The sequence below is a fragment of the Halobacillus sp. Marseille-Q1614 genome (genome assembly GCF_902809865.1).
Lineage (GTDB): Bacteria > Bacillota > Bacilli > Bacillales > Halobacillaceae > Halobacillus_A.
In genome coordinates, this window is record NZ_CADDWH010000001.1 from 698,554 (window position 1) to 719,802 (window position 21,249).

17 protein-coding genes and 1 other annotated feature are annotated in these 21,249 nt (G+C 42.0%); of the genes, 9 read left to right on the forward strand and 8 right to left on the reverse strand.

Annotated features, from left to right (window positions below):
- Nucleotides 1-78 precede the first annotated feature (78 nt).
- From HUS26_RS03440 to HUS26_RS03455, 4 genes are all read right to left on the reverse strand, one after another.
- Nucleotides 79-1,254, reverse strand: a complete 1,176-nt coding sequence (locus HUS26_RS03440) for an acetoin utilization protein AcuC (RefSeq protein WP_173915822.1) — start codon at nt 1,252-1,254, stop codon at nt 79-81.
- The gene (locus HUS26_RS03445; RefSeq protein ID WP_173915823.1) at nt 1,251-1,904 is read right to left on the reverse strand and encodes an acetoin utilization AcuB family protein; all 654 of its coding nucleotides are present in this window, start codon (nt 1,902-1,904) and stop codon (nt 1,251-1,253) included. The genes HUS26_RS03440 and HUS26_RS03445 overlap by 4 nt, the downstream gene beginning before the upstream one ends.
- 1 nt (nt 1,905) lies before the next feature.
- Nucleotides 1,906-2,559 (reverse strand): GNAT family N-acetyltransferase, encoded by a 654-nt coding sequence (locus tag HUS26_RS03450; RefSeq protein ID WP_173915824.1) that lies wholly within the window; start codon nt 2,557-2,559, stop codon nt 1,906-1,908.
- 128 nt (nt 2,560-2,687) lie between these two features.
- Entirely contained in the window at nt 2,688-5,813 is a 3,126-nt protein-coding gene (locus HUS26_RS03455) for a transglycosylase domain-containing protein (protein WP_173915825.1), read from the reverse strand.
- Between the two features lie 122 nt (nt 5,814-5,935).
- Nucleotides 5,936-6,143: a binding site (T-box leader), on the forward strand.
- 46 nt (nt 6,144-6,189) lie between these two features.
- Here HUS26_RS03455 and tyrS point away from each other — a divergent pair.
- Both tyrS and HUS26_RS03465 read left to right on the forward strand, forming a co-directional pair.
- Nucleotides 6,190-7,461 carry a tyrosine--tRNA ligase gene (gene tyrS / locus HUS26_RS03460; RefSeq protein WP_173915826.1) on the forward strand — a complete coding sequence of 424 codons (1,272 nt, stop codon included), beginning with the start codon at nt 6,190-6,192 and terminating at the stop codon, nt 7,459-7,461.
- Between the two features lie 306 nt (nt 7,462-7,767).
- Nucleotides 7,768-7,923 (forward strand): hypothetical protein, encoded by a 156-nt coding sequence (locus tag HUS26_RS03465; RefSeq protein ID WP_173915827.1) that lies wholly within the window; start codon nt 7,768-7,770, stop codon nt 7,921-7,923.
- 311 nt (nt 7,924-8,234) lie between these two features.
- Here HUS26_RS03465 and rpsD read toward each other — a convergent pair whose 3' ends face one another.
- Nucleotides 8,235-8,837 carry a 30S ribosomal protein S4 gene (gene rpsD / locus HUS26_RS03470; protein ID WP_173915828.1) on the reverse strand — a complete coding sequence of 201 codons (603 nt, stop codon included), beginning with the start codon at nt 8,835-8,837 and terminating at the stop codon, nt 8,235-8,237.
- Nucleotides 8,838-9,270: 433 nt separating this feature from the next.
- Complete coding sequence (locus HUS26_RS03475; protein ID WP_173915829.1) at nt 9,271-9,750, reverse strand: GAF domain-containing protein; 480 nt, start codon at nt 9,748-9,750, stop codon at nt 9,271-9,273.
- A 124-nt stretch (nt 9,751-9,874) separates the two neighbouring features.
- On the opposite strand from HUS26_RS03475, the gene refZ reads away from it, so the two are divergent.
- Nucleotides 9,875-10,480, forward strand: coding sequence for a forespore capture DNA-binding protein RefZ (refZ, locus tag HUS26_RS03480; RefSeq protein ID WP_173915830.1), 606 nt, complete (start codon nt 9,875-9,877; stop codon nt 10,478-10,480).
- Here refZ and hisJ read toward each other — a convergent pair.
- Complete coding sequence (hisJ, locus tag HUS26_RS03485) at nt 10,467-11,270, reverse strand: histidinol-phosphatase HisJ (protein ID WP_173915831.1); 804 nt, start codon at nt 11,268-11,270, stop codon at nt 10,467-10,469. The genes refZ and hisJ overlap by 14 nt on opposite strands.
- 160 nt (nt 11,271-11,430) lie before the next feature.
- Here hisJ and ezrA point away from each other — a divergent pair, with 160 nt between their 5' ends.
- The 4 genes from ezrA (at nt 11,431) to HUS26_RS03505 (ending at nt 17,497) form a co-directional block, all read left to right on the forward strand.
- The gene (ezrA, locus tag HUS26_RS03490; protein ID WP_173915832.1) at nt 11,431-13,125 is read left to right on the forward strand and encodes a septation ring formation regulator EzrA; all 1,695 of its coding nucleotides are present in this window, start codon (nt 11,431-11,433) and stop codon (nt 13,123-13,125) included.
- Nucleotides 13,126-13,492: 367 nt separating this feature from the next.
- Entirely contained in the window at nt 13,493-14,623 is a 1,131-nt protein-coding gene (locus HUS26_RS03495; RefSeq protein WP_173915833.1) for a cysteine desulfurase family protein, read from the forward strand.
- A 14-nt stretch (nt 14,624-14,637) separates the two neighbouring features.
- A complete protein-coding gene (thiI, locus tag HUS26_RS03500; RefSeq protein ID WP_173915834.1) occupies nt 14,638-15,840 on the forward strand; it encodes a tRNA uracil 4-sulfurtransferase ThiI in 1,203 nt (400 codons plus the stop codon).
- 67 nt (nt 15,841-15,907) lie between these two features.
- Entirely contained in the window at nt 15,908-17,497 is a 1,590-nt protein-coding gene (locus HUS26_RS03505) for an amidohydrolase (RefSeq protein ID WP_173915835.1), read from the forward strand.
- Between the two features lie 153 nt (nt 17,498-17,650).
- Here the strand turns inward: HUS26_RS03505 and HUS26_RS03510 are convergent, their stop codons facing one another.
- The gene (locus HUS26_RS03510) at nt 17,651-18,454 is read right to left on the reverse strand and encodes an NAD kinase (RefSeq protein WP_173915836.1); all 804 of its coding nucleotides are present in this window, start codon (nt 18,452-18,454) and stop codon (nt 17,651-17,653) included.
- Between the two features lie 417 nt (nt 18,455-18,871).
- Here HUS26_RS03510 and HUS26_RS03515 point away from each other — a divergent pair, with 417 nt between their 5' ends.
- Nucleotides 18,872-19,864, forward strand: coding sequence for a class I SAM-dependent methyltransferase (locus HUS26_RS03515; protein ID WP_173915837.1), 993 nt, complete (start codon nt 18,872-18,874; stop codon nt 19,862-19,864).
- 125 nt (nt 19,865-19,989) lie between these two features.
- Entirely contained in the window at nt 19,990-21,177 is a 1,188-nt protein-coding gene (locus HUS26_RS03520) for an acetate kinase (RefSeq protein WP_173915838.1), read from the forward strand.
- Nucleotides 21,178-21,249: the final 72 nt, after the last annotated feature.

Sequence of the window (21,249 nt, forward strand, 5' to 3'; positions counted from 1 at the left end):
TTTTTCGTGAGGAGGCTCGGACGTTCGGGGTTTTTCTACAGACTAAGAGACACCGGTAAGGGTGTCTCTTTTTCTAAATCATAAAGATGAATTAAACTTTTTCTGATTATGAATGAACTGCATACAGTTATTTAGTATTTTATTATTCTTTTCAGTGATTTCTGCTTTTCTTGGTATAGGTTTGTATGCTTTGTCTTCGTCTTCCCATTTTGTCGGTAATTCAACAGGCGCGGCTTTCTGCCAATGGTTCACCCATTCGGCGGGAAGTTGCCCTGAAAAAGGCTGGCCTGTGCTCATCACCTTCCATAATTGGGACCATGCTCGAGGGACAACCCTCCAAATATCGTAGCCGCCGCCTCCAAGGGCAACCCATCGTCCGCTGCAGTATTTATGGGCAAGCTCATGGGCAATCATTGGAATTCTCTCATAGATCTTAATGGTGGAACACAAATGGGTAAGCGGGTCTAAATAATGAGCATCCGCTCCATTCTGGGTAATAATGATATCAGGCTGGAAATATTCAGTGATTTCTTTGAAAGCGTATTCATAGACTTCTAAAAAAGATTCATCTTCCGTAAAAGCATCGATCGGTAAATTAAACGAGTAGCCATAGCCTTTCTTCAAGCCTCGTTCGTTTACATTACCGGTGCCCGGGAAAAGATATCTACCTGTTTCGTGAATAGAGAATGTACAAACATTAGGGTCATCATAGAAAGCCCATTGAACGCCATCCCCATGATGAGCGTCAGTATCAACATATAACACCTTATAATTAGTATGCTTTCGAATATATTTAATGCCAACTGCTCCGTCATTATATACACAGAATCCTGAAGCTTTTCTTTCAAACCCATGGTGAAGCCCGCCGCCTAAGTTCAGGGCGTGCTGTGTATCACCATTAATTACGGCATCAATCGCGCTTAAAGTACTTCCCACAAGCAGGGAAGAAGCCTCATGCATGCCCTTAAACATCGGAGTATCTTCTGTTCCTATCCCGTATTCAAATCCTTCTTCTTCACTTAATAAACCCTGGCTCGCGCGTTTCACTGCTTCGACGTAAGCCGAACTGTGAAAAAGCTTCAAGTCCTCATCAGAAGCCATGCGCGGTGCAATGATTTGTTGAGGTTTCAGTGCATTTTCCTTTTCCAGTAAATCCTTTGTCATTGTCACTCTCAGCTGATTAAAAGGGTGATCGTCCCGGAATTTGTAATTGGTGAATTCATCGGTAAATACAAAATGTGATTCACAGTTCATGAGGGGTCCCCCGGATTTTTAGGCCATAATACCTCATAATCAGCATCTTTTAAGTCTTGAATTGTTGGTAAAGGATTCATCGTCTGGATTCGGACAACTATAATTTTATAAAAAGAATCTGCTTGATAAGGATAGATAAGAACAGAGCTGATATTAACTTTTCTTTTTCCGAAGATCTGCATTACTTGTGGAAGCATCCCCGGCTTGTTTGGGACTTTAATTTCTATTTGAGAACTTTGAACGTGGGTACCGGTTAACTGAATCAGCGTGTGAAGCATATCTTTTTCCGTGACAATGCCTACTAGCTTGTCATTTTTCATTACGGGTACACAGGCGATTTCCTGCTCATAAAAAATAGAGGCGATCTCTTCAACAAAATCTAACGGGTGTACGGTTGTTACCGGAGATGTCATGATTGTTTCAATAGGGTTGCGCAGCTGCACAGCTTCGTCTTGTGCATTCTTGTCCAAGATAGATGGACTGGCATCCCGTACATCACGGTCGGAAACGATGCCGACGACACAGTTTTTATCGTCTACGATGGGGATGTGGCGAATGTGATGCTGATTTAACAATTTAACAGCTGTAGCGATAGAATCTGCAGGTGTCAATGTAATGACTTCTCGCTTCATAACTTCTTCAACAAGCATATTAAACTTCTCCCCTTGCTTTTCGATATTTGTTTCTCGTTAAAAAGCGCAGTTCATCAAACTGTTCAATAGATTCTTCGGGCACATTTTTTCCGATTCGAACCATCAAACAGTTGGCAGGGTGGGAAATGATTTCAGGATCGTCTGTCGGTGCAGGGGTCAGGCCGCCAGCACCCATCATTTTCTCCATCACTTTACGATAGTTCCAAATGCTTAAGCGAGTGCCTTTTAAATCCCAATGCCAGTAGTACTCTGTAGAAATAATAATATAATTCTCCATATATTCGTCATGCATCGATAATTCCAGCAGCCTGGAGCCTACTCGGTAACCTCTAAACTCCGGGGCCACTTCAATAGCTCCCAGTTCGATTAAGTTTTCCATATTTCCTTCCGACCAGCGCTCCATAGGGTCTGGGTGAAGGTAGGTTACATATCCAACGATCATATCATTGTGTGTAGCGGCAATGATTCTTCCTTCTGGGAAGTCGGCAATACTCTTTAAGGCCTCAAACTGTTTGGCAGGAGGGCGAAAAGCATTTAAGTCTTCGTGAAAAGAGTATCGGCTTAGCTCTTGCGAGGAAAGGGGACCTTGGATAGTCATTGAACCGTTGTTAATCTCAAAAGTCTGCTCATAAAATGTTTTAATATGTTCCATAGCGTCACCACCTATCAAAAAAGATCTGATCATCTAGTTACATTATACATGAGTAAGGATGAAATTAAATGAACTAACAAGAATAACTTCCAGTCTTAGGCATGACTGGAAGTTATTTTGATCTTTTCTTATTGAGTATTTTCGGATTCTTCAGGGTCAGCAGAATCCTCATTGGATGTATCTTCGGAAGACTCCTCTTCAGACTCAGTTTCTTCGTTCTGATCTTCGGAAGTGGTATTTGCTTCCTCAGAATTTTCTTCAGACTGTTCGTCTTCAGCAGAGGAATCACCTTCTGATTCCTCACCTTCTGAACTAGTGTCAGAACTGCTGCTCTCGCCATTTTCCTCACTTTCAGAATCATTGTTATTGGAGTCACTATTATTGGATCCACTGTTCTCATTGGATGGTTCAGTGTTTCCAACTTCTACAGTAGAAGAAAGGCCGGAAGACTGACCGAAGTAGTCTACTGCCCGGACAGCATAAACGCCGTCTCCTTCCAGACTGAAGCTTGTTCCACGTGTGGACCCGACTTGAGAGAAAGATCCGCCCGAAGTACCTGCCCGATAGATGCGATAACCTACAACATCATCACTGGAAGAATGGGACCAGGAAAGCCGGGATGAGCCCGTGGACACATTACCAGGTGCTGATGGATTCGAATTATCATTTTCAACCGTTCCTCCCCCAGACGATCCTGAAGAAGAAATAGCAACGTTATCCCAGTCGTCAGGGATTAAATGCTTGAGAATTTCCGGAGAATCATAATTGTTTTCTTCTATAAATTCAGGGGACAGAGTGACTCCACCACCTTCATTAATAATAAATTCTCCAGGAGTGTCGCTGCCGGCAGGATAAAGATCTCCTTTAATTTCTACAAAGTCACCGCTTGTTAAGCTGTCATCTTTTTTCGTTGGAGCGAATTTAGAAATATATAGGTCACTTCTTGATAACCCTGCAGATGAGCACAAGTCAGAGGCTAACAATCCAGAAGTAGCACAATAAGATTTCGATTCAATTCCGCCTGGACGCTCAAAGCTGGCACTCGGTGCCATAAGTTCAGGCCGGATTTCTGTAACCGCATTAACAACCCTAGCCCATAGCCCAGTATTTCTTGAGCTGTATCCATTTCGATTTAATCTTTCATTGTAATCATATCCCATCCACATGCTCATCGTTACGTTAGGGTTTGTTGCAATAAACCAGGCATCTTTATAATCTTGAGATGTACCGGTTTTACCTGCCCAGTCGACACCTGGGTGGGTCAGTTGTCCTTTAAGTCCAGATGCCGTACCGGATGATAATACATCGCGCATCATATCTATAGTGAGATAGGATGCCTGAGGGCTGAACACTTCTGTGTCTTTAGCTTCGTGTTCGTAAATAACTTCGCCTTCTTTCGTCTCGATTTTCTCAATCATATAAGCATCGACAAAATTACCCATGTTTCCGAAAGCAGCATAAGCATTAGTCATTTCCTCGTTAATTACTTCAGCAGAACCTAAAGCCAGAGAAGGATATTGATAAGCTTCTTCTGGAATAGTAGAGAATCCCATTTTGGATAAGTATTCACCAGGATTTTTATCCAGAATAGAAGTATAGGATTTAACAGCCGGGATGTTCAACGACCGCTTTAAAGCTTCTCGTGCCGAAACAAATCCATTGTAGCCGCCGCCATAGTTGCCGACATCAGTATCTGTCCCAGGATATTGATAAGGGACATCAGTAAATACAGATCCAGGATGGATTTCGCCCATATCGATTCCCGGTCCATAAGCGGTCAACGGCTTCATTGTACTTCCCGGAGATCTTCTGGCTTGGGTCGCGTGATTAACCTGCTCCCGGTTATGGTCGCGTCCCCCAATGAATCCAAGGATTTTACCAGTCGAGTTTTCAATAAGTGTACTTCCGACTTCAACAGGCATTTCCTTCGTTACTGTTTCTCCTTCTTCTTCAACAGTAACGGTGCGGGTGCTGTCATAGTTCGTATAGTTGTCTTTTATTTTCTGCATAACTTCATATACTTCTTTATCAATGGTCGTATGAATCTTATATCCGCCTGAGCTCAGTTCGCGTTCAGCAAGCGTTTCATACTCAGCTTTAAGCTCTTCATCCCCGCGGATATCTTTTAATGAATCTCCATTTTTTTCAGCTAAATATGCAACCATCTTATCTTTAGCCCGCTTGTTGGCTTCTGTTACTAAGAATGGATATTTTTCTCTAGCTCTTGAGGAAGGTTCCCGAAGGTTTTCTTTCAAGTCAAATTTCATTGCTTTATCGTATTCTTCTTTAGAGATATATCCAGCGCTGTACATACGGCTTAAAACTTCGTGCATTCGCTCAATGCCGGCTTGGAGGTTTTCATCAGACTTAACTTCTCCATTGTTTAGAAAAGGTGTATAGCTGAATGGATTCTGGGGTAAACCAGCTATAAAAGCAGCCTGGGCAATTGAAAGTTCATCAGGACCGACACCAAAGATTCCTTCAGCTGCTGTTTTTACACCTGCTATGTTATCTCCATTTGCATTTCTGCCAAATGGCACAATGTTTAAGTAAGCTTCAAGTATTTCTTCTTTTTCAAAAAACTTTTCGATACGCATAGCAATAAGTATTTCTTTTGCTTTTCGTTCAAAAGAGACTTCATTTGTGAGTATCTGGTTTTTAACGACCTGCTGAGTTAATGTACTTCCTCCCGTTTTAACAGCAGAGTTCGTAGCCTCTTGAACGATCGCCCGCAATACGGCTTTTGGGACGACACCATCGTGGGTTTCAAAATACTCATCTTCTGTAGCGATGACCGCATTCTTTAAGTTTTTATCCACTTGATCAAGTGAGATTTCATCACGGTAAAGGTCTGTGCGTACTTCACCGAGTAATTCTTCCCCGGCGAAATATACTTGTGATGTTTCTTCATAATTATAAATTTCTGACTGAATTTCTTCCGGGCTTTGTGCAGGCTGGTCTTTAACAAGTGAAGCGAAATAACCCGCTCCTACACCGCCGGCAAAAAATAAACCTATGATTCCGATTAAAATAAAAAATAAAATGACGTTCCAAACAACATCGTATCCAATTCTGAAATTTTTCTGGATCGTGCCGTTTCCCCATAGGGACTGAGTTTTTCCCCATAAAGACTTCACTAAAGGCCTTGATCTTTCCCATAAGGATCGGGATTTTCTCAACGTTTCTCCCCATAAGGTAGTAGTTTTCGCCTTAATGGCCTTCCAATTTATTTTATTATTTGGCTTTTTCGACATAAGAAAACCTCCTAAATTCCACATAATATTATAACATAAGCGGACATTAACAGACATAAATCGATAGAAAAAATAGTTGATTTCCTGTTTTGATTATGCTATAAATTGGATTACAGTTAAATGAGCGAGCTATGAACGATTGAAGTAGAAAATTATTCCCTGTTCTTAAGAGAGCTAACGGCGGGTGGAAGTTAGCACAAAATAATTTTTGAATTACGGTCGGGAGCATCTTCTGGTGTGAATCAGAAGACGGTGATGAGCCGTTATTAAAGAGAGTGGCACATAATATGTGCAATTAGGGTGGTACCGCGACAAGACCTCGTCCCTTTTCCAGGGATGGGGTCTTTTTGTGATCATAAAAAGGAGTGAACGAGGTATGGATATTCTACAGGATTTAGAAAAACGAGGACTCATTAATCAAGTAACAGATGAAGAAGGATTAAGAAAGCATTTAAATGAAAAGCAAGTGACGTTATACTGCGGGTTCGACCCGACAGGAAGCAGTCTTCATATTGGGCACCTGCTGCCGATCCTTATGCTGAAAAGGTTTCAATTAGCTGGTCACCGTCCAATCGCTTTAGTTGGCGGCGGAACAGGAATGATTGGTGATCCAAGCGGACGTTCTACAGAAAGGCAGTTGAATTCAGCAGAAGTTGTTTTAGGATACAGTGAAAGTATTAAAAACCAATTGGCTAAACTGCTTAATTTCGACGAGGGAACGAATGCGGCGGTTGCCCGTAACAATCATGAGTGGCTTTCAGAAATGACCATTATTGATTTTCTCCGCGACACAGGAAAGCACTTTGGGATAAATTACATGCTGGCAAAAGACTCAGTGGAGTCCAGGATCGAAAGCGGCATTAGCTTCACTGAGTTTTCTTACATGATCCTGCAGTCATTAGACTTTAAGAAATTGAATGATAAAGAAGACTGTACTCTTCAGATCGGTGGAAGCGACCAGTGGGGAAATATTACAGCTGGACTTGAACTTATCCGCCGTTCAGCTGCCGGTGAAAAAGAAACGGAAGCTTACGGTTTAACAATGCCTTTAATTACAAAAGCGGACGGCTCCAAATTTGGGAAAACAGCAGGAGGAGCGATCTGGCTGGATCCGGAACAGACTTCTCCTTATGAATTTTACCAATTCTGGATTAACGCCGATGACCGCGATGTCGTGAAGTTTTTAAGATACTTCACTTTCCTTTCCCATGAGGAAATCGCTGAACTTGAAAAAGAAGTAGAGACTCAGCCTGAAAAGAGAGCAGCTCAAAAGCGTCTTGCCGAGGAAATGACAAAGCTTGTCCACGATGAAGAAGCCCTTAAGCAGGCGCAGCGCATTACAGAAGCACTGTTTAGCGGTGACATTAAAGCTTTGACAGGTGAAGAAATAGAACAAGGGTTTAAAGATGTTCCGGCTTTTGAAACTGAAGAAAAAGAAGCATCCTTAATTGAATTGCTTGTACAGGCAGGAATTTCATCATCCAAACGTCAAGCGAGAGAAGATATTAAAAATGGGGCCGTTTATATCAATGGGGAAAGAAATCAAGATCTTCAGCATACAATTACGGCAGAAGACAGGATAGAAGACAGATTTACAATCATTCGAAGAGGGAAGAAGAAATACTTCCTCATTCGCTACACTTCCTAATTGTGAGAAGAACCGTGGCTGGGTGTCACGGTTCTTTTTTGTTAAACGCCATTGTAGATATTATCCAGAAAGCAAGAGGTTCTGCGAGACTCCTGCTTAAAAAACGGCGGCCTGTAACCCAGGGTCACGAGCAAGGAGGCTTGACCGTTCTCCGCGGAAATCGAGCAGGTTTCCTTTTTAAAATCAACATTAAATATTGATATAGCTTTGTTATTAAAGTCTGGCAACGATTAACACTCATATTCCATTAGGAAAGTGCCAAAATATAAAAGCTCCACCAAAACGATGTGTGAGGAGGATATTTTCATGAGAAACAGAAATATTCAATGGCTTCCAATTATTGCTTCTATTGGTATAGGTGCAGCCACCTACAGCATGATGACAGGTCAGGCTAATCAGCTTCCAAACATGCTTCAAAATGTTTCTAATTTAGCTGGAGGCATGCAGCAGAACTCACAATAATCATTTTAAGGACAAGCAGATAGATGCTTAAGGTTGAGCATAAGAAACCTTCGAAGGGTATCTTCGAAGGTTTTTTCACGAAATTTTATTTATTTTATTAAAGCCGGCTGGAAAATCACGCTCTGGATGAGCGTGGATTTTGGATAATTTATAAAAACATGCTGATAATTAATGGCAGGTATTAAAGAATTAAACTATAGTATTTTGCATCGAGAGAAGACCATTTCTTTACGCAGGGCCAACCAAAAAAGGATATAAAAAAAACTCGCTGTCCATAGAGGATAGCGAGTTTTTTATAATGAAGACTACAATTAACGAGAGTAGAATTCAACGATAAGAGCTTCGTTGATTTCAGCTGGAAGCTCAGAACGCTCAGGAAGACGGGAATACGTTCCTTGACGTTTTTCTTCATCAAAAGTTACATATTCAGGAACAAAGTTGTTTACTTCAACAGCTTCCTGTACGATATCTAAATTTTGAGATTTTTCACGAAGACCAATAACCTGACCAGGCTTCACACGGTAAGACGGGATGTCTACGCGGCCGCCATCTACAGTTACGTGGCCGTGGTTAACTAGCTGACGCGCTTGAGAGCGAGTACGAGCAAGTCCCAAACGGTACACCAGGTTGTCCAGGCGAGATTCAAGAAGAATCATGAAGTTCTCACCGTGAATTCCTTTCATGTTACCTGCTTCTTCAAACAGACGGCGGAATTGACGCTCAGTCAATCCGTACATGAAACGAAGCTTCTGCTTCTCTTGAAGCTGAAGACCATATTCAGAAAGTTTTTTACGTTGGTTTGGACCGTGTTGTCCTGGAGCGTAAGGGCGCTTATCTAGCTCCTTACCAGTTCCGCTTAAAGAAATGCCATAACGACGTGATTTTTTCCAGGTAGAACCTGTATAACGTGCCATAGGTATTTCCTCCTTTTATTTTATTTTGCATAAAATAAAAACAGTGTGTTCCTTGTAACGCTGCACATTTTATTTTCATGCACCATCGCTCCAGCAGCAGAGAGTTACACGATGCACCTCATCATGAGGAATAAAATGAAAACAGTCGCCGGATTCACATAGGCTGCCGTTTATTTTACACAAAGGCTATTATATATGTTTTAACAAGCAGAAGTCAACCATAATTCCTAGAAAGAAAAAAATCACCCAGATGGGATGATCGGGGAGAAAGAAAGTTTTTTAGTTCGCGCCCTATACAGTAGGAGGGAGTAACACGAAGACTCCTGTGGAAAAACGGCCAGCCGAAACCACCAGCAAAGGGAACTTCCCTCCCAGAGACAAACAAAAGCTTGCAGAGAAGTCTAGTTTCTCTACAAGCTGCAGAACTCATCTTTTACATATATTTATCCAAAGTTTTCACAAATTCATTTAAATATTTCTCATCCGTCTCATCAAACCTTCCAACAGAAGGACTGTCAATATCAAGAACTCCGAAAATCTCGCCATCTTTTATAATAGGAACCACTATTTCTGACTGGCTCGCCGCATCACATGCGATGTGCCCTGGGAACTCCTTGACACTATAAACACGCTGAGTTTTCTGTTCGGAAACGGCTGTTCCGCAAACTCCTTTACCAGAAGGAATTCTTACGCAAGCCGGTAAGCCTTGAAAAGGTCCTAACACAAGTTCGTCATTTTTGAATAAGTAAAAGCCGACCCAATTAGTGTCTTCTAAAAATTGATTCAGCAGTGCAGAAGCGTTAGATAAATTAGCAATAACATCCGGCTCATCTTTCAACAGCGCGTCGAGCTGTTTAATGAGCAGCTGATATTGTTCGTCTTTTGTACCTTTATACTGAGTAGCTTGAAACATAATTTTTTCCTCCTCATAGAGTGATTTCGACAATATCGTGCTGATCATGTCGGTTATTGATGTACGATTCTTAAAGGATTTTAAGTGAAAACCTCGAAAACTCATAAGTAGGGAGGAATCAAATATGAACCGCGAAATGAATACAAGGCAAAAAGTGTTAGATGTTTCCTGTCGTTTGTTTTACAGCAATGGATTTAATGGAACTTCTGTTCGTGATATCGCCAAAAAGGCGAACGTCAATGTATCCTTGATTCATTATTACTTCAAGAGTAAGCAAGGCTTATTCGAGTCACTGGCTATCCAATATTTCGAACCCTACCTGGAAATGATTGAGCGGGAAGCAGACAAAGGCCCTGTCACGGATCTGCTGCCCTTAATTAAAGGGATTTTACATTATAAACAGGTGAATTATCAACTATCTTGTTTAGTTTATCGTGAACTTTCTTTAAATACCGTGTTTGCCAAAGAGATGCTTGTCACGTATTTAGCGAAAGAAAACCATTTGCTGTCTCATTTGTTATTTCAAAAGAATAGTAAAAGAGACCTTACTTATAGAGAGAATTTATATCTTCTTCAGTTCAAAGGGTTGATCAATGTCCCTTACATGATGCCTCAGGAATTAAGTGAGGCGCACATGAGCGAAGAGTCAGTCCATCACTTCGTTAATCTGTATGCAGAATTAATGATTAAGAAACAGCCGAGAAGCGAGATGAAAGTTATATCTTCATAAGTGTTTGATTAAGAATTTCATATCCTTGCTTAATTCCGTTTGGATCGTGGGCATCAGAGCCGTAAATAAGGCTGATGCCTTTTTCGTATGCCATTTTCGCTAAATCTGGTGGAGGATAGGATTCTCTGCAATACTCTTTAAGAGTTCCGGCTCCGTTGTAGTCCAGATCAAGCCCGTTATTTTTAACTACGGACAGGAAGCTTGCAGCCTGTTTCTTCCACCCTTCAGGAGAAGGATATATATGGTGGAATTTTCTAATCAGCGTCATGTGACCGATTCTATTAGGCTTATAAGGCCCTAAATCTACATGTGCAGAATCCTTTAAAAGCTTATAGTAGCGTTCATACAACTCGTCAATAGAACCTATCGCTCGGCAGGCCGCCGAAAAGACATCTGGACTGTAATCGATACAGAACCACTGTTTTTTTACCGGCAGAAAGTGAACAGACAATAAACTATCGTCAAGGCTGCTTCCGTATTGATTTAAAAAACTTTCCGTTTCCTTTTCATACCCTTTGATATAGTCGACTTCGAATCCCAATTTGATTTCTATATCAGAGGAATAGGATTTTTTAAGCGATTGGACTTCCTTTATATATGGTTCGACGAGACTTCGCTCCATAGAACTGTCCTGTTCTGGAACAGGATCGATAAAGGTCTCTGGAAGGGGGGCATGCTCGGCAAATGTAATCGAAGAATACCCTGACTTGATGGCCTGGTCAATGTACTCTTCTAGCGCTGCATTTGAACCATGAGGGCAATAAGGTGTATGGACATGTCCATCAATCATGACAAATTCCTCCTGAGTCAATAGAAGTTATTGTTAATCTATTAATTAATTTGAAATAATTTAGCCAAATCAATCCTTATCATGGTATCATAATAAACAACTAAAATTAATTTTTTAACGAAAGAGATTCGTTTGCTGAGGATTTGTAAGGAGGCTATCTATGAGGTACGTAATTGGGGGAATATTAGTGCTGATTGCACTAATAATTGCAGGACTTATTTGGCGTAAAAAAGTGTATGATGAAGTCGATCGTTTAGAAGGCTGGAAAATGGACATCATGCATCGAAATGTATCGGATGAACTCTCGAGGGTCAAAGCCCTTAACCTCTCTGGCGAAACCCAGGAAAGATTTGAAGCGTGGAGGGAACGCTGGGACAAAATTCTTACAAAAGAGCTTCCAAATTTGGAAGAGGATTTGTTTGATGCAGAAGAAGCAGCGGACCGGTACCGCCTGAAAAAGGTAAGGAAAGTACTGAATCATTCTGAACAGAAGCTGCAGGCAATCGAACAGGATATTGCCTCGATGTTTAAAGAACTTGAAGACCTGTTAGACTCCGAGAAGAGCAGCCGCCAGGAAATCGAGGCTTTAAACCCAGAGTTAAAAGAATTAAAGAAATCCCTTATACATAGCCGCCATCAGTTCGGAAAAGCTGCCCGGATTTTCGAAAGCAGAGCGGAAGAGCTGGAAGCGGGCTTGAAGCATTATGAAGAGCTGGTTTCAGAAGGGAATTATCTGGAAGCTAACAGTCTTGTGCAATCGGTTAGAGAGCAGCTTGAAGTTCTCTCCACAGAAATCGCTGTTTTCCCTGAACTGCTGCGGAAAACACAAAAGGAACTGCCCGACCAGTTAAGAGAACTGCATCAGGGCATAGAGGAAATGGAAGAAGAGGGCTACCGTGTGCAGCATTTAGGCCTGCAGCCGGAAATCGAAAATTATCGTGAACTGCTTAAGAAACATACAGAACGTCTCGAAAAAGGCGACAGTGAAGATGTTCAAGCGTTAATTGATGAGTTAGATCCAAGAATTCAGGAAATGTATCAGGAGCTTGAAAAGGAAGCGCTGGCTCACAGTTATGTAGATCAGCACCATCCCTCTCTTCAGCTTCAGCTTGAAGAATTGGAAGAGATCGTCAATCAAACGAAACAGGACATCGATGATTTGAAGGTCACTTATCAGATGGAAGAGGAAGACATCGAATCTTACCGCGGAATTGATCAGCTGATGACACAGTTAAAGAAAAAGTATCTTAATTTTGATAAGAAGCTATCTGATAACGAGACCGCTTTTACTGATATGAGAGATGAACTAGACATTATTAAAGAGCAAGCGTCAGAACTGAAAGAGAAACATCAGATTTTTAGTGAGAGAGTGCAGACGCTTCGCAGTGATGAACTGGAAGCAAAAGAAAAGCTTGTCCAGATAGAGCAGATTGTGAATGATACAGACAGACGCTTGAAGCGGAGCAACCTGCCCGGTATTCCGTCCATGTTCTTTGAAGGCATGCAGCATGCGAGCGAACATATTGACGAAGTATTTCTTAGCCTTGAAAAAAAGCAGCCGCTTGATATGGCTGATGTTCATCAAAAACTTGAGGAAGCTATGCAGCACGCTGAATTAGTCAACAGTCAGGCGAAAGCATTGCTCCATCAGGCTCACATGGCGGAAAAAGTTATTCAGTATACGAACCGTTACCGCAGTCAATATCCTTTAGTGGCGGCCAAGCTTATGGAGGCGGAAAACGATTTTAGGGCATACCGTTATGAAGAAGCCCTGGAACGGGCAGCCGCTGCTCTTGAAGAAGTGGAGCCAGGTGCTTTATCTAAATTAGAGGAAAAAGAAGAAGTCCCTATTTAGGGTGTGAACTATGAGGAAATGGATGCTTCTTGGTTTGTCTGTAATGGCGATGTTCAGCTGGCAGCAACCTGCCAATGGCGTTCACCGAACGTGAATCTTCAAGGCCCATGCAGTTCCTGTTTCATGTAAAGAAGAAAAGAAGCAGCAGACGGTCTTTGAGGAGCATGTATTGACGAAACAGTGGGTGAATGATATAAGTGGAAATGAAAAGATGACCATTGACACGATTTTGAATACACTCAACATTAATTGATGAAGTAGAGCTAGCCTCAGTCAGGAGGCTAGCTATTTTCATGTTCCTATGGTTTATTTTTATAGTAAGGAACAGGATATAAGAAGACGGCAATCTTTTAAAGGGGAAACGACCATGATTTATTTTGATAATAGTGCAACCACACAACCACATACAGAAGTGCTGCAATCGTATCAGCAGGCTGCGGCTCGATACTTTGCCAACCCTTCTTCTGTACATCAGCTAGGCCTTGAAGCAGAACGGCTCATGGAAAAAACACGAGAGGCAATCGCTCATCGTCTAGCTGTCCTGCCCGAAGAGATCGTCTATACATCAGGAGGTACAGAATCCAACAATATGGCGATTAAGGGAATTGCTTTTCAGCACAGAACGAGAGGCCGGCATTTGATTACTTCAAAAATAGAACATCCTTCTGTGTTGGAAGCTTTTCGTGCGCTAGAGCAGCTCGGCTTTGAGGTTACGTATGTTAATGTCGATTCTGAAGGTCATGTTGACCCTGAAGAGATCAGGCAGGCTATTCGAAAAGACACGATATTAATTAGTATAATGTCTGTAAATAATGAACTTGGCACGGTTCAGCCGATTAAGGATATAGGGGAAATTGCCAGGGAGCACCCGAAGCTTTTCTTTCATGTTGACCATGTACAGGGTGTTGGTAAAGTCCCTCTGCCTTTTAAGGACTGCCACATTGATTTATGTTCCTTATCCGGTCATAAAATTCATGGGGTAAAAGGTACAGGAATGCTCTATGCTCGAAAGGAAATTCGTTTATTCCCGCTTTTACACGGGGGAGGTCATGAAGACAACCGTCGTTCAGGCACCGAGAACCTTCCTGGTATGGTGGCCTTTGCTAAAGCCCTCAGGCTGATTCAGGAGCAGGAAGAAGACCATCTCGCTGACTTATTAACGATTAGAAACTTTCTTCGTAAGAAATTAGATAGTATGGATCCGGTCACTATCAACTCCCCGGAGAAAGGCAGCCCTCATATATTAAACATATCAATTCCCGGCTTGAAGCCGGAAGTAGTGGTTCATGCACTGGCTGAGCGCGGTATTTTTGTTTCCACAAAGTCCGCATGTTCTTCAAAAGAACCAGATGTAAGTGCTGTTCTCAAAGCCTGCAACCTGAATCCTGCTGTCACTACTTCGGCACTGAGAATCAGCTTGTCTTATCAAAATACAGTGAAAGAAGCTGAGACTTTTATTAAGGAACTAAAAGACATTATTCGTTATTTGAAAGGATAGAAAGGGAGTATACCATGCAGTTTGATCATATATTAATCCGTTATGGTGAAATGGCCATTAAAGGGAAGAATCGTAAATACTTTGAAAGGAAACTGCAGAATCAGCTGATCAAAAAGTTAAGCAGGTTTGACCATACGCGGGTTAAGAAAACAAAAGACAGAATGTATGTATTGCTTAATGGAGAAGACCCGCATGCTGTAATAGACGAGTGTAAGAAAATATTCGGCATTCACTCATTAAGCTTTGCTGTAAAAACAGAAAAAGAAGAGCAAAAAATTAAAGATGCGGCGTTGTTTGCTCTTCAGGATGATCCAACCGTAAAAACCTTCAAAGTTTCTTCTAGGAGAGCTGATAAGAGCTTTAAAATAGGTTCACAGGATTTAAATTACAAAGTAGGCGGCCATATCCTCGCCAATACAGATGGAATTACGGTGGATGTCCATAATCCTGATATAGAGCTGAAGATAGAGGTTCGAAATGATGCTGCCTATATTACTTCAAAAGATTACCCTGGAGCTGGAGGTCTGCCTGTTGGAACAACCGGTAAATCGCTGCTTATGCTTTCAGGAGGAATTGACAGCCCGGTTGCCGGCTATTTAACGATGAAACGGGGAGTGCAAATCGAAGCGGTTCATTTTCACTCTCCCCCTTATACAAGTGAAAGAGCCAAACAGAAAGTTCTTGATTTAGCCGGCGAACTATCAAAGTACGGTCATAAGGTTATTGTACATGTAGTGCCTTTTACAGAAATCCAGCAGAAGATTCATAGAGAAATGCCAGAAGGGTACGGTATGACGATTATGCGCCGAATGATGATGAGAATAAGTGAACAGATTGCACGTAATCGTGAGATTTTGTCACTTACTACAGGAGAAAGCCTCGGTCAGGTGGCAAGCCAGACGATGGAAAGCATGAACACCATTAATGAAGTTACAAATTATCCTGTTATCCGTCCGTTAGTCGCCATGGACAAGCTGGATATTATTGAAATAGCAAGACAGATAGACACTTATAAGATTTCAACATTACCCTATGAGGACTGCTGCACTATATTTGTGCCGAAAGCTCCTAAGACGAAACCCACTAGAGCGAATGCCAGCTATTATGAATCCAGTGTTTCTTTTGAAGAAGACATTGCAAAAGCGGTCGAGCTTACAGAGATGGTGGAAGTCTCTGACGAGCAAAAAGACGATGATCCATTTGAAAGTTTGTTATAATAAGGAACAACAGAGCTCACTATGCAAATAGTGAGCTTATATTTTAACGGAAGAAGGAGTTTCCATTATGAAGCTATGGTATGGAGGCAAGATTTATACGATGATAGAGGAAGGTGACTGGGTGGAAGCGGTTGTTACCGACAATGGACGGATAGCAGCCACAGGGGATACCCAGGATCTTTACTCCGCTTATAAGGGACAGATTTCTGAAGAACACAATTTAAAAGGATCGGTCATGTACCCAGGGTTTACCGACAGCCATCTGCACATTATGGGGCATGGCGAAAGGCTGATGCGTCTGGATTTAATGTTTATGAAATCAGCTGAAGAAGTCAAGCAGGCGCTGAGCCAGTATGCGGAGCAGGTAGAGCCGGGAAGCTGGATTGTAGGCGATGGTTGGAATGAAAATCAATGGGAAGACAAACGGATTATACATAAAGATGAATTAGATGAAATCTCAACAGAGCACCCGATTATGCTTACCCGTGTCTGCCGGCATGCTTTAATTGCAAATTCAAAGGCGATCGAACTTGCGGGGATTACCACTAAAACTCCTGATCCTCAAGGCGGGCTGATTGTTCGAGATTCAAACGATCAACCGACCGGCTATTTTCATGACAAGGCACAGGATTTAGTGAAAGAGGCCATGCCTGAGGTTACACCTGAGTACTTACACAAAGCAGCCGAACTCGCAGTAAAGGATATGCATGCTTATGGTCTAGTAGGAGGCCATAGTGAAGACTTAAATTATTATGGCGGCTTTAAGAAAACACTTGATGCCTTCCTGCACACGATTGATGGTAAGCGCGTGAAATTCCGTGCCCACCTGCTCGTTCATCACGGTGTCATTGAAGAGGTTGATAAAGAAGGAATGGGCTTTAAAAAAGGAAATGAGTTCGTAGAATTGGGAGCCCTGAAAATTTTCTCAGACGGGGCTCTCGGCGGCAGAACGGCCTGGCTGAAAGAAGAATATTCCGACGATCCGGGGAACTGTGGAGTCGCCATTCATACAAAAGAAGAATTAACGGAGCTGGTCCTTAAAGCGAGAAAACGGAATATGCCGGTTGCCGTGCATGCCATCGGAGACGGTGCTGCAGAAGCCGTTATTTCTGTATTAAGCGAACATCCTCTTAAGACAGGAGAGCGTGACCGGCTCATTCATGCTCAAATTTTGAATCCATCCTTGATCCAAAAGCTTCAGAAGCTAAGCATTGTTTTAGACATCCAGCCGACGTTTGTAGCTTCTGATTTTCCCTGGGTTATGGATCGGCTTGGGCACATGAGAATGAAAACAGCCTACTCCTGGAAAACATTATTAGATGCTGGCATTATTTGCGCGGGAGGATCGGACGCGCCGATTGAAGAAATCAATCCGCTTCTCGGTATACGGGCAGCAGTTGAGAGACGTGCAAGCTATGATCATGAAGTCTATCAGGCGGAAGAAAGGCTGTCTATTTTTGAAGCCATTTCTTTATATACAAAAGGAAGTGCTCATGCTGTGGGGCGAGAAGATTCACAAGGCATAATTGCTCCAGGATTTACAGCGGACTTCACTGTATTAGACCGTGATCTATTTTCGATAAAACCTCATGAATTAGCAGAAGCGACCGTTGTGCTCACCGTCGTTGATGAAGATATTATGTACCAGAGGTTCTAAAACATCTATGTTTACGTTAGAATCTTCCCGGCTCCATTCAAGGTGAAGGTGCCTCAGGTTCCAGCATGCATCTGCAGGAAGTCCTTGAACTCGGAATGAATTTGTCTTCTGCCAAAAAATCCAGCCCTAGTTAAAAGGCTGGATTTTTTGCGTTTATAAGAATGTACGTTTAACTCTTTCCCAGTAGGAGTTGTGTTTAAGTTTAACTGTCTTAATAATTTTGTCGCTAAGCTTGACCGTAACGTCACGGATGTTGCGAATCGAATGGGCTTCGTTATCCATGCCGATTAATGGAAAGTCATTACCATCTTGAATGACTTCCAGCTTCAAGGTACGTTCAGAGCCAAGAATAAACGAGGAATCGAGTGTACGGTAGCGGTTGTTATTAAGAGAAGCTAGCTCGCTCACTTGGAAACACGGAATTTTAGGGTCGACGACTGCCCCTTTCGTTGATTTGTTGTAGCCCGTACTTCCTGTCGGTGTCGCTACAATTAGACCGTCACCGCGGAAGGTTTCAAAATGAATCTCATCGATGAAGACATCAATAACTATGGATTTGATCAGTGTGGAGCGGACACTGCATTCATTCAGGCAGTAAAACGTTGAGTCGTTATTTACCGTAGCTTCGATTATAGGAAAACGGCGGACTTCCAGCTCGTCATACATCATGGAATCTACCATTTCGTTATAATTATCGAGGTTAAAATCACAATAAAGGCCTGCTTCTTCCTCGCTGCGGACACCTACATACAAACAGTCCTGACGGAAGCCAGTTTTTCTGACAGCTTGAAGAAAGGTACCATCCCCGCCGACGGAAATAATAATATTAGCATCTTTAGAGTCTTCAACAATTGAAAAGTCATTTTCTTTCGCTAATTTAATCAGCGGTTCTAATTTCTCGTCTAGTTCTTTATCAGGATGATAGTAAAAGTAAAGATTTCTTCGTTGATTGGACATGGAAAAACCTCCTAATACAATATCTGTCTGTATTTTATCATTAGCCGCTGTTAAACACCATTATTGATATTATTCAGGAAAAGAAAGGAGTTCTGTGAGACTCCTGCTAAAAAAAGGGCGGCAGAGACGCCGCAGACAGGTGACGAGCGGGGAGTTTTTTAAAAAAAGGAAGTTCGATTAACTTCAAACGTAAAAAGTGACAAGTTCCCCCTTTCCGATTTTCAAAATCAAAAATTGAACAGCCTATCATAAAGAGTTCGAATAGATAGTTGAAGGAAGATGTGAATATATAGATTTCTTGAAGTCGTAAGTAAAATCATTTATGATCAACTATAGACTATAAGAGCGCTAAGAAGGGACGCCCCGTTGTTGATCGAAGCAAGGGCGTCCTTTTATGTGAAGCTAGGGGGATAAACAATGAAACAAGAACATGTGGAACAATTGTTTAAGTGGCTGGATGAAACAGCAGAAACGTTAGAGAGGGACTTGGATCTTACGTATTTAGAAGCATTGACCGAATCGATAGACACGCTGTCAAACGGCCAGCCGTTTGATGATATTCCAGAAAACGTGCAGACATATCTATTAAATCAGCTGACAAAAGTAAAAGCTGACAGCTTTACTAAGGAAGAATTGAGAAAAGCGGTCCAGTTAGCAATTTTAAAAGGAATGAAAGGGGCTACCCAGCATCAGCACTTAATTACACCTGACTCTGTCGCGATGTTTATGGGGTATATCAGTTCCAAACTGTTAGAAGACGAGAGCGTCTTTAAGATCTTTGATCCAGCGGCGGGTACAGGCAATTTGCTGACCTCCGTATTAAACCAGCTTGGTGACAAAGAAACCGAAGCTTTTGCAAGTGAAGTCGACCAGACGCTGATTCAGCTGGCGGTTGCTAATGCTAACCTTCAGAAAAACAAAGTAGAATTCTTCCATCAGGACAGTCTCCGTCCGTTTTTAATGGAGCCGGTCGACTTTGTTGTTTCCGATCTTCCTGTTGGTTATTATCCTGATGATGAGCAGGCAGCGAAATACACGTTAAAAGCAGAGCATGATCATTCCTATGCCCACCACCTTTTTATTGAACAAAGCTTAAACTACACCAAACCGGGTGGGTATTTGATGTTTATAGTGCCTAATTTTCTTTTCGAAAGTGATCAATCCCATGCCCTAAATACTTTTCTTAGAGAGGAAGGGCATATCGTCGGAATGCTTCAGCTCTCGGATTCCTTGTTTAAAAATGAAAAACATGGGAAAAGTATCTTAATTCTCCAGAAAAAAGGCGGCGGCTCTAAAGCACCAAAGCAGGCTCTATTAGCGAAACTTCCTTCTTTTAAAAACCCGCAGGCAATGGCGGATATTCTCGGTCAGATGAACCGCTGGTTTGACGATTATAAAACGGCAAAATAGTGGGAAAATAAAGAATATATAAAGTAAACGTTATCAAATGTCTCACGCCTTGAAATCAATAGTTACGGGTGGTTAAATGGTAGTGGTAGAAAGAAGCGAGCCTATTTTTAAGGGGATGAACGACGTTGAGTAATATATTAGCAATTAACGCAGGAAGTTCTTCTTTAAAATTTCAATTAATTGAAATGCCGGAAGAAAAGGTTATAACTAAAGGTTTAGTAGAACGTATCGGATTAAATGATTCCGTATTTACAATCGAATTTAATGGGGAGAAGGATGAGACAGTTACGGATATTGATGATCATGAAGTAGCTGTTAAAATGCTTCTTGAAAAGCTGACAGCACATGGTGTTATTCAGTCATTAGATGAAATTGACGGAGTCGGCCACCGGGTTGTACACGGGGGCGAGCGCTTTAGTGAATCTGTTTTAATTACAGATGAAGTGGTGAAAGAAATTGAGGATGTTTCTGATTTAGCACCATTGCACAACCCGGCGAACTTAACGGGGATCCGTGCTTTCCGCGAAGTGCTGCCTAACGTGCCGCACGTAGCTATTTTTGACACGGCTTTCCACCAGTCCATGCCGGAACAGTCTTATCTGTACAGCCTTCCTTATGAGTACTATAAGGAGTACGGAATTCGTAAGTACGGGTTCCACGGGACTTCTCACAAGTATGTATCTGAGCGTGCGGCAGAAATGCTCGGTCGTCCGCTTGATCAGCTTCGACTGCTTTCTTGTCACTTAGGTAATGGGGCAAGTATTGCTGCCATTGAAGGCGGTAAATCCATCGATACTTCCATGGGCTTCACACCACTAGCTGGTGTAACGATGGGAACACGTTCAGGGAATATCGACCCTGCCTTAATTCCTTTCATTATGGAAAAGACAGGCAAGTCAGCTGCAGAAGTTATGAACGTCTTAAATAAAGAAAGTGGAATGCTTGCATTGTCCGGTTTCTCAAGTGACCTTCGTGATATTGAGCAGAAGGCAGCTGAAGGAGACGAACGTGCAGAGCTTGCTCTTGAAGTATTCGCGGCAAGAATCCACAAATATATCGGATCTTATGCATCCCGTATGCATGGAATCGATGGTATTATTTTCACAGCAGGAGTTGGAGAAAACAGCACGTCCATCCGGGAAAGAGTTCTTAAAGGACTTGAATTCATGGGTGTATACTGGGATCCTGCTTTAAACCAGGTACGTGGAAAAGAAGCATTTGTGAACTATCCTCACTCCCCGGTTAAAGTTATGATTATTCCAACCAATGAAGAAGTAATGATTGCAAGAGATACAGTCGAAAAAGGACTATAGGATCATGCAGGCCGGCTTTTTAATAAGCCAGGCCTGTTTTTTTATTGTCCATGAAATTATAAAATTCCAAGC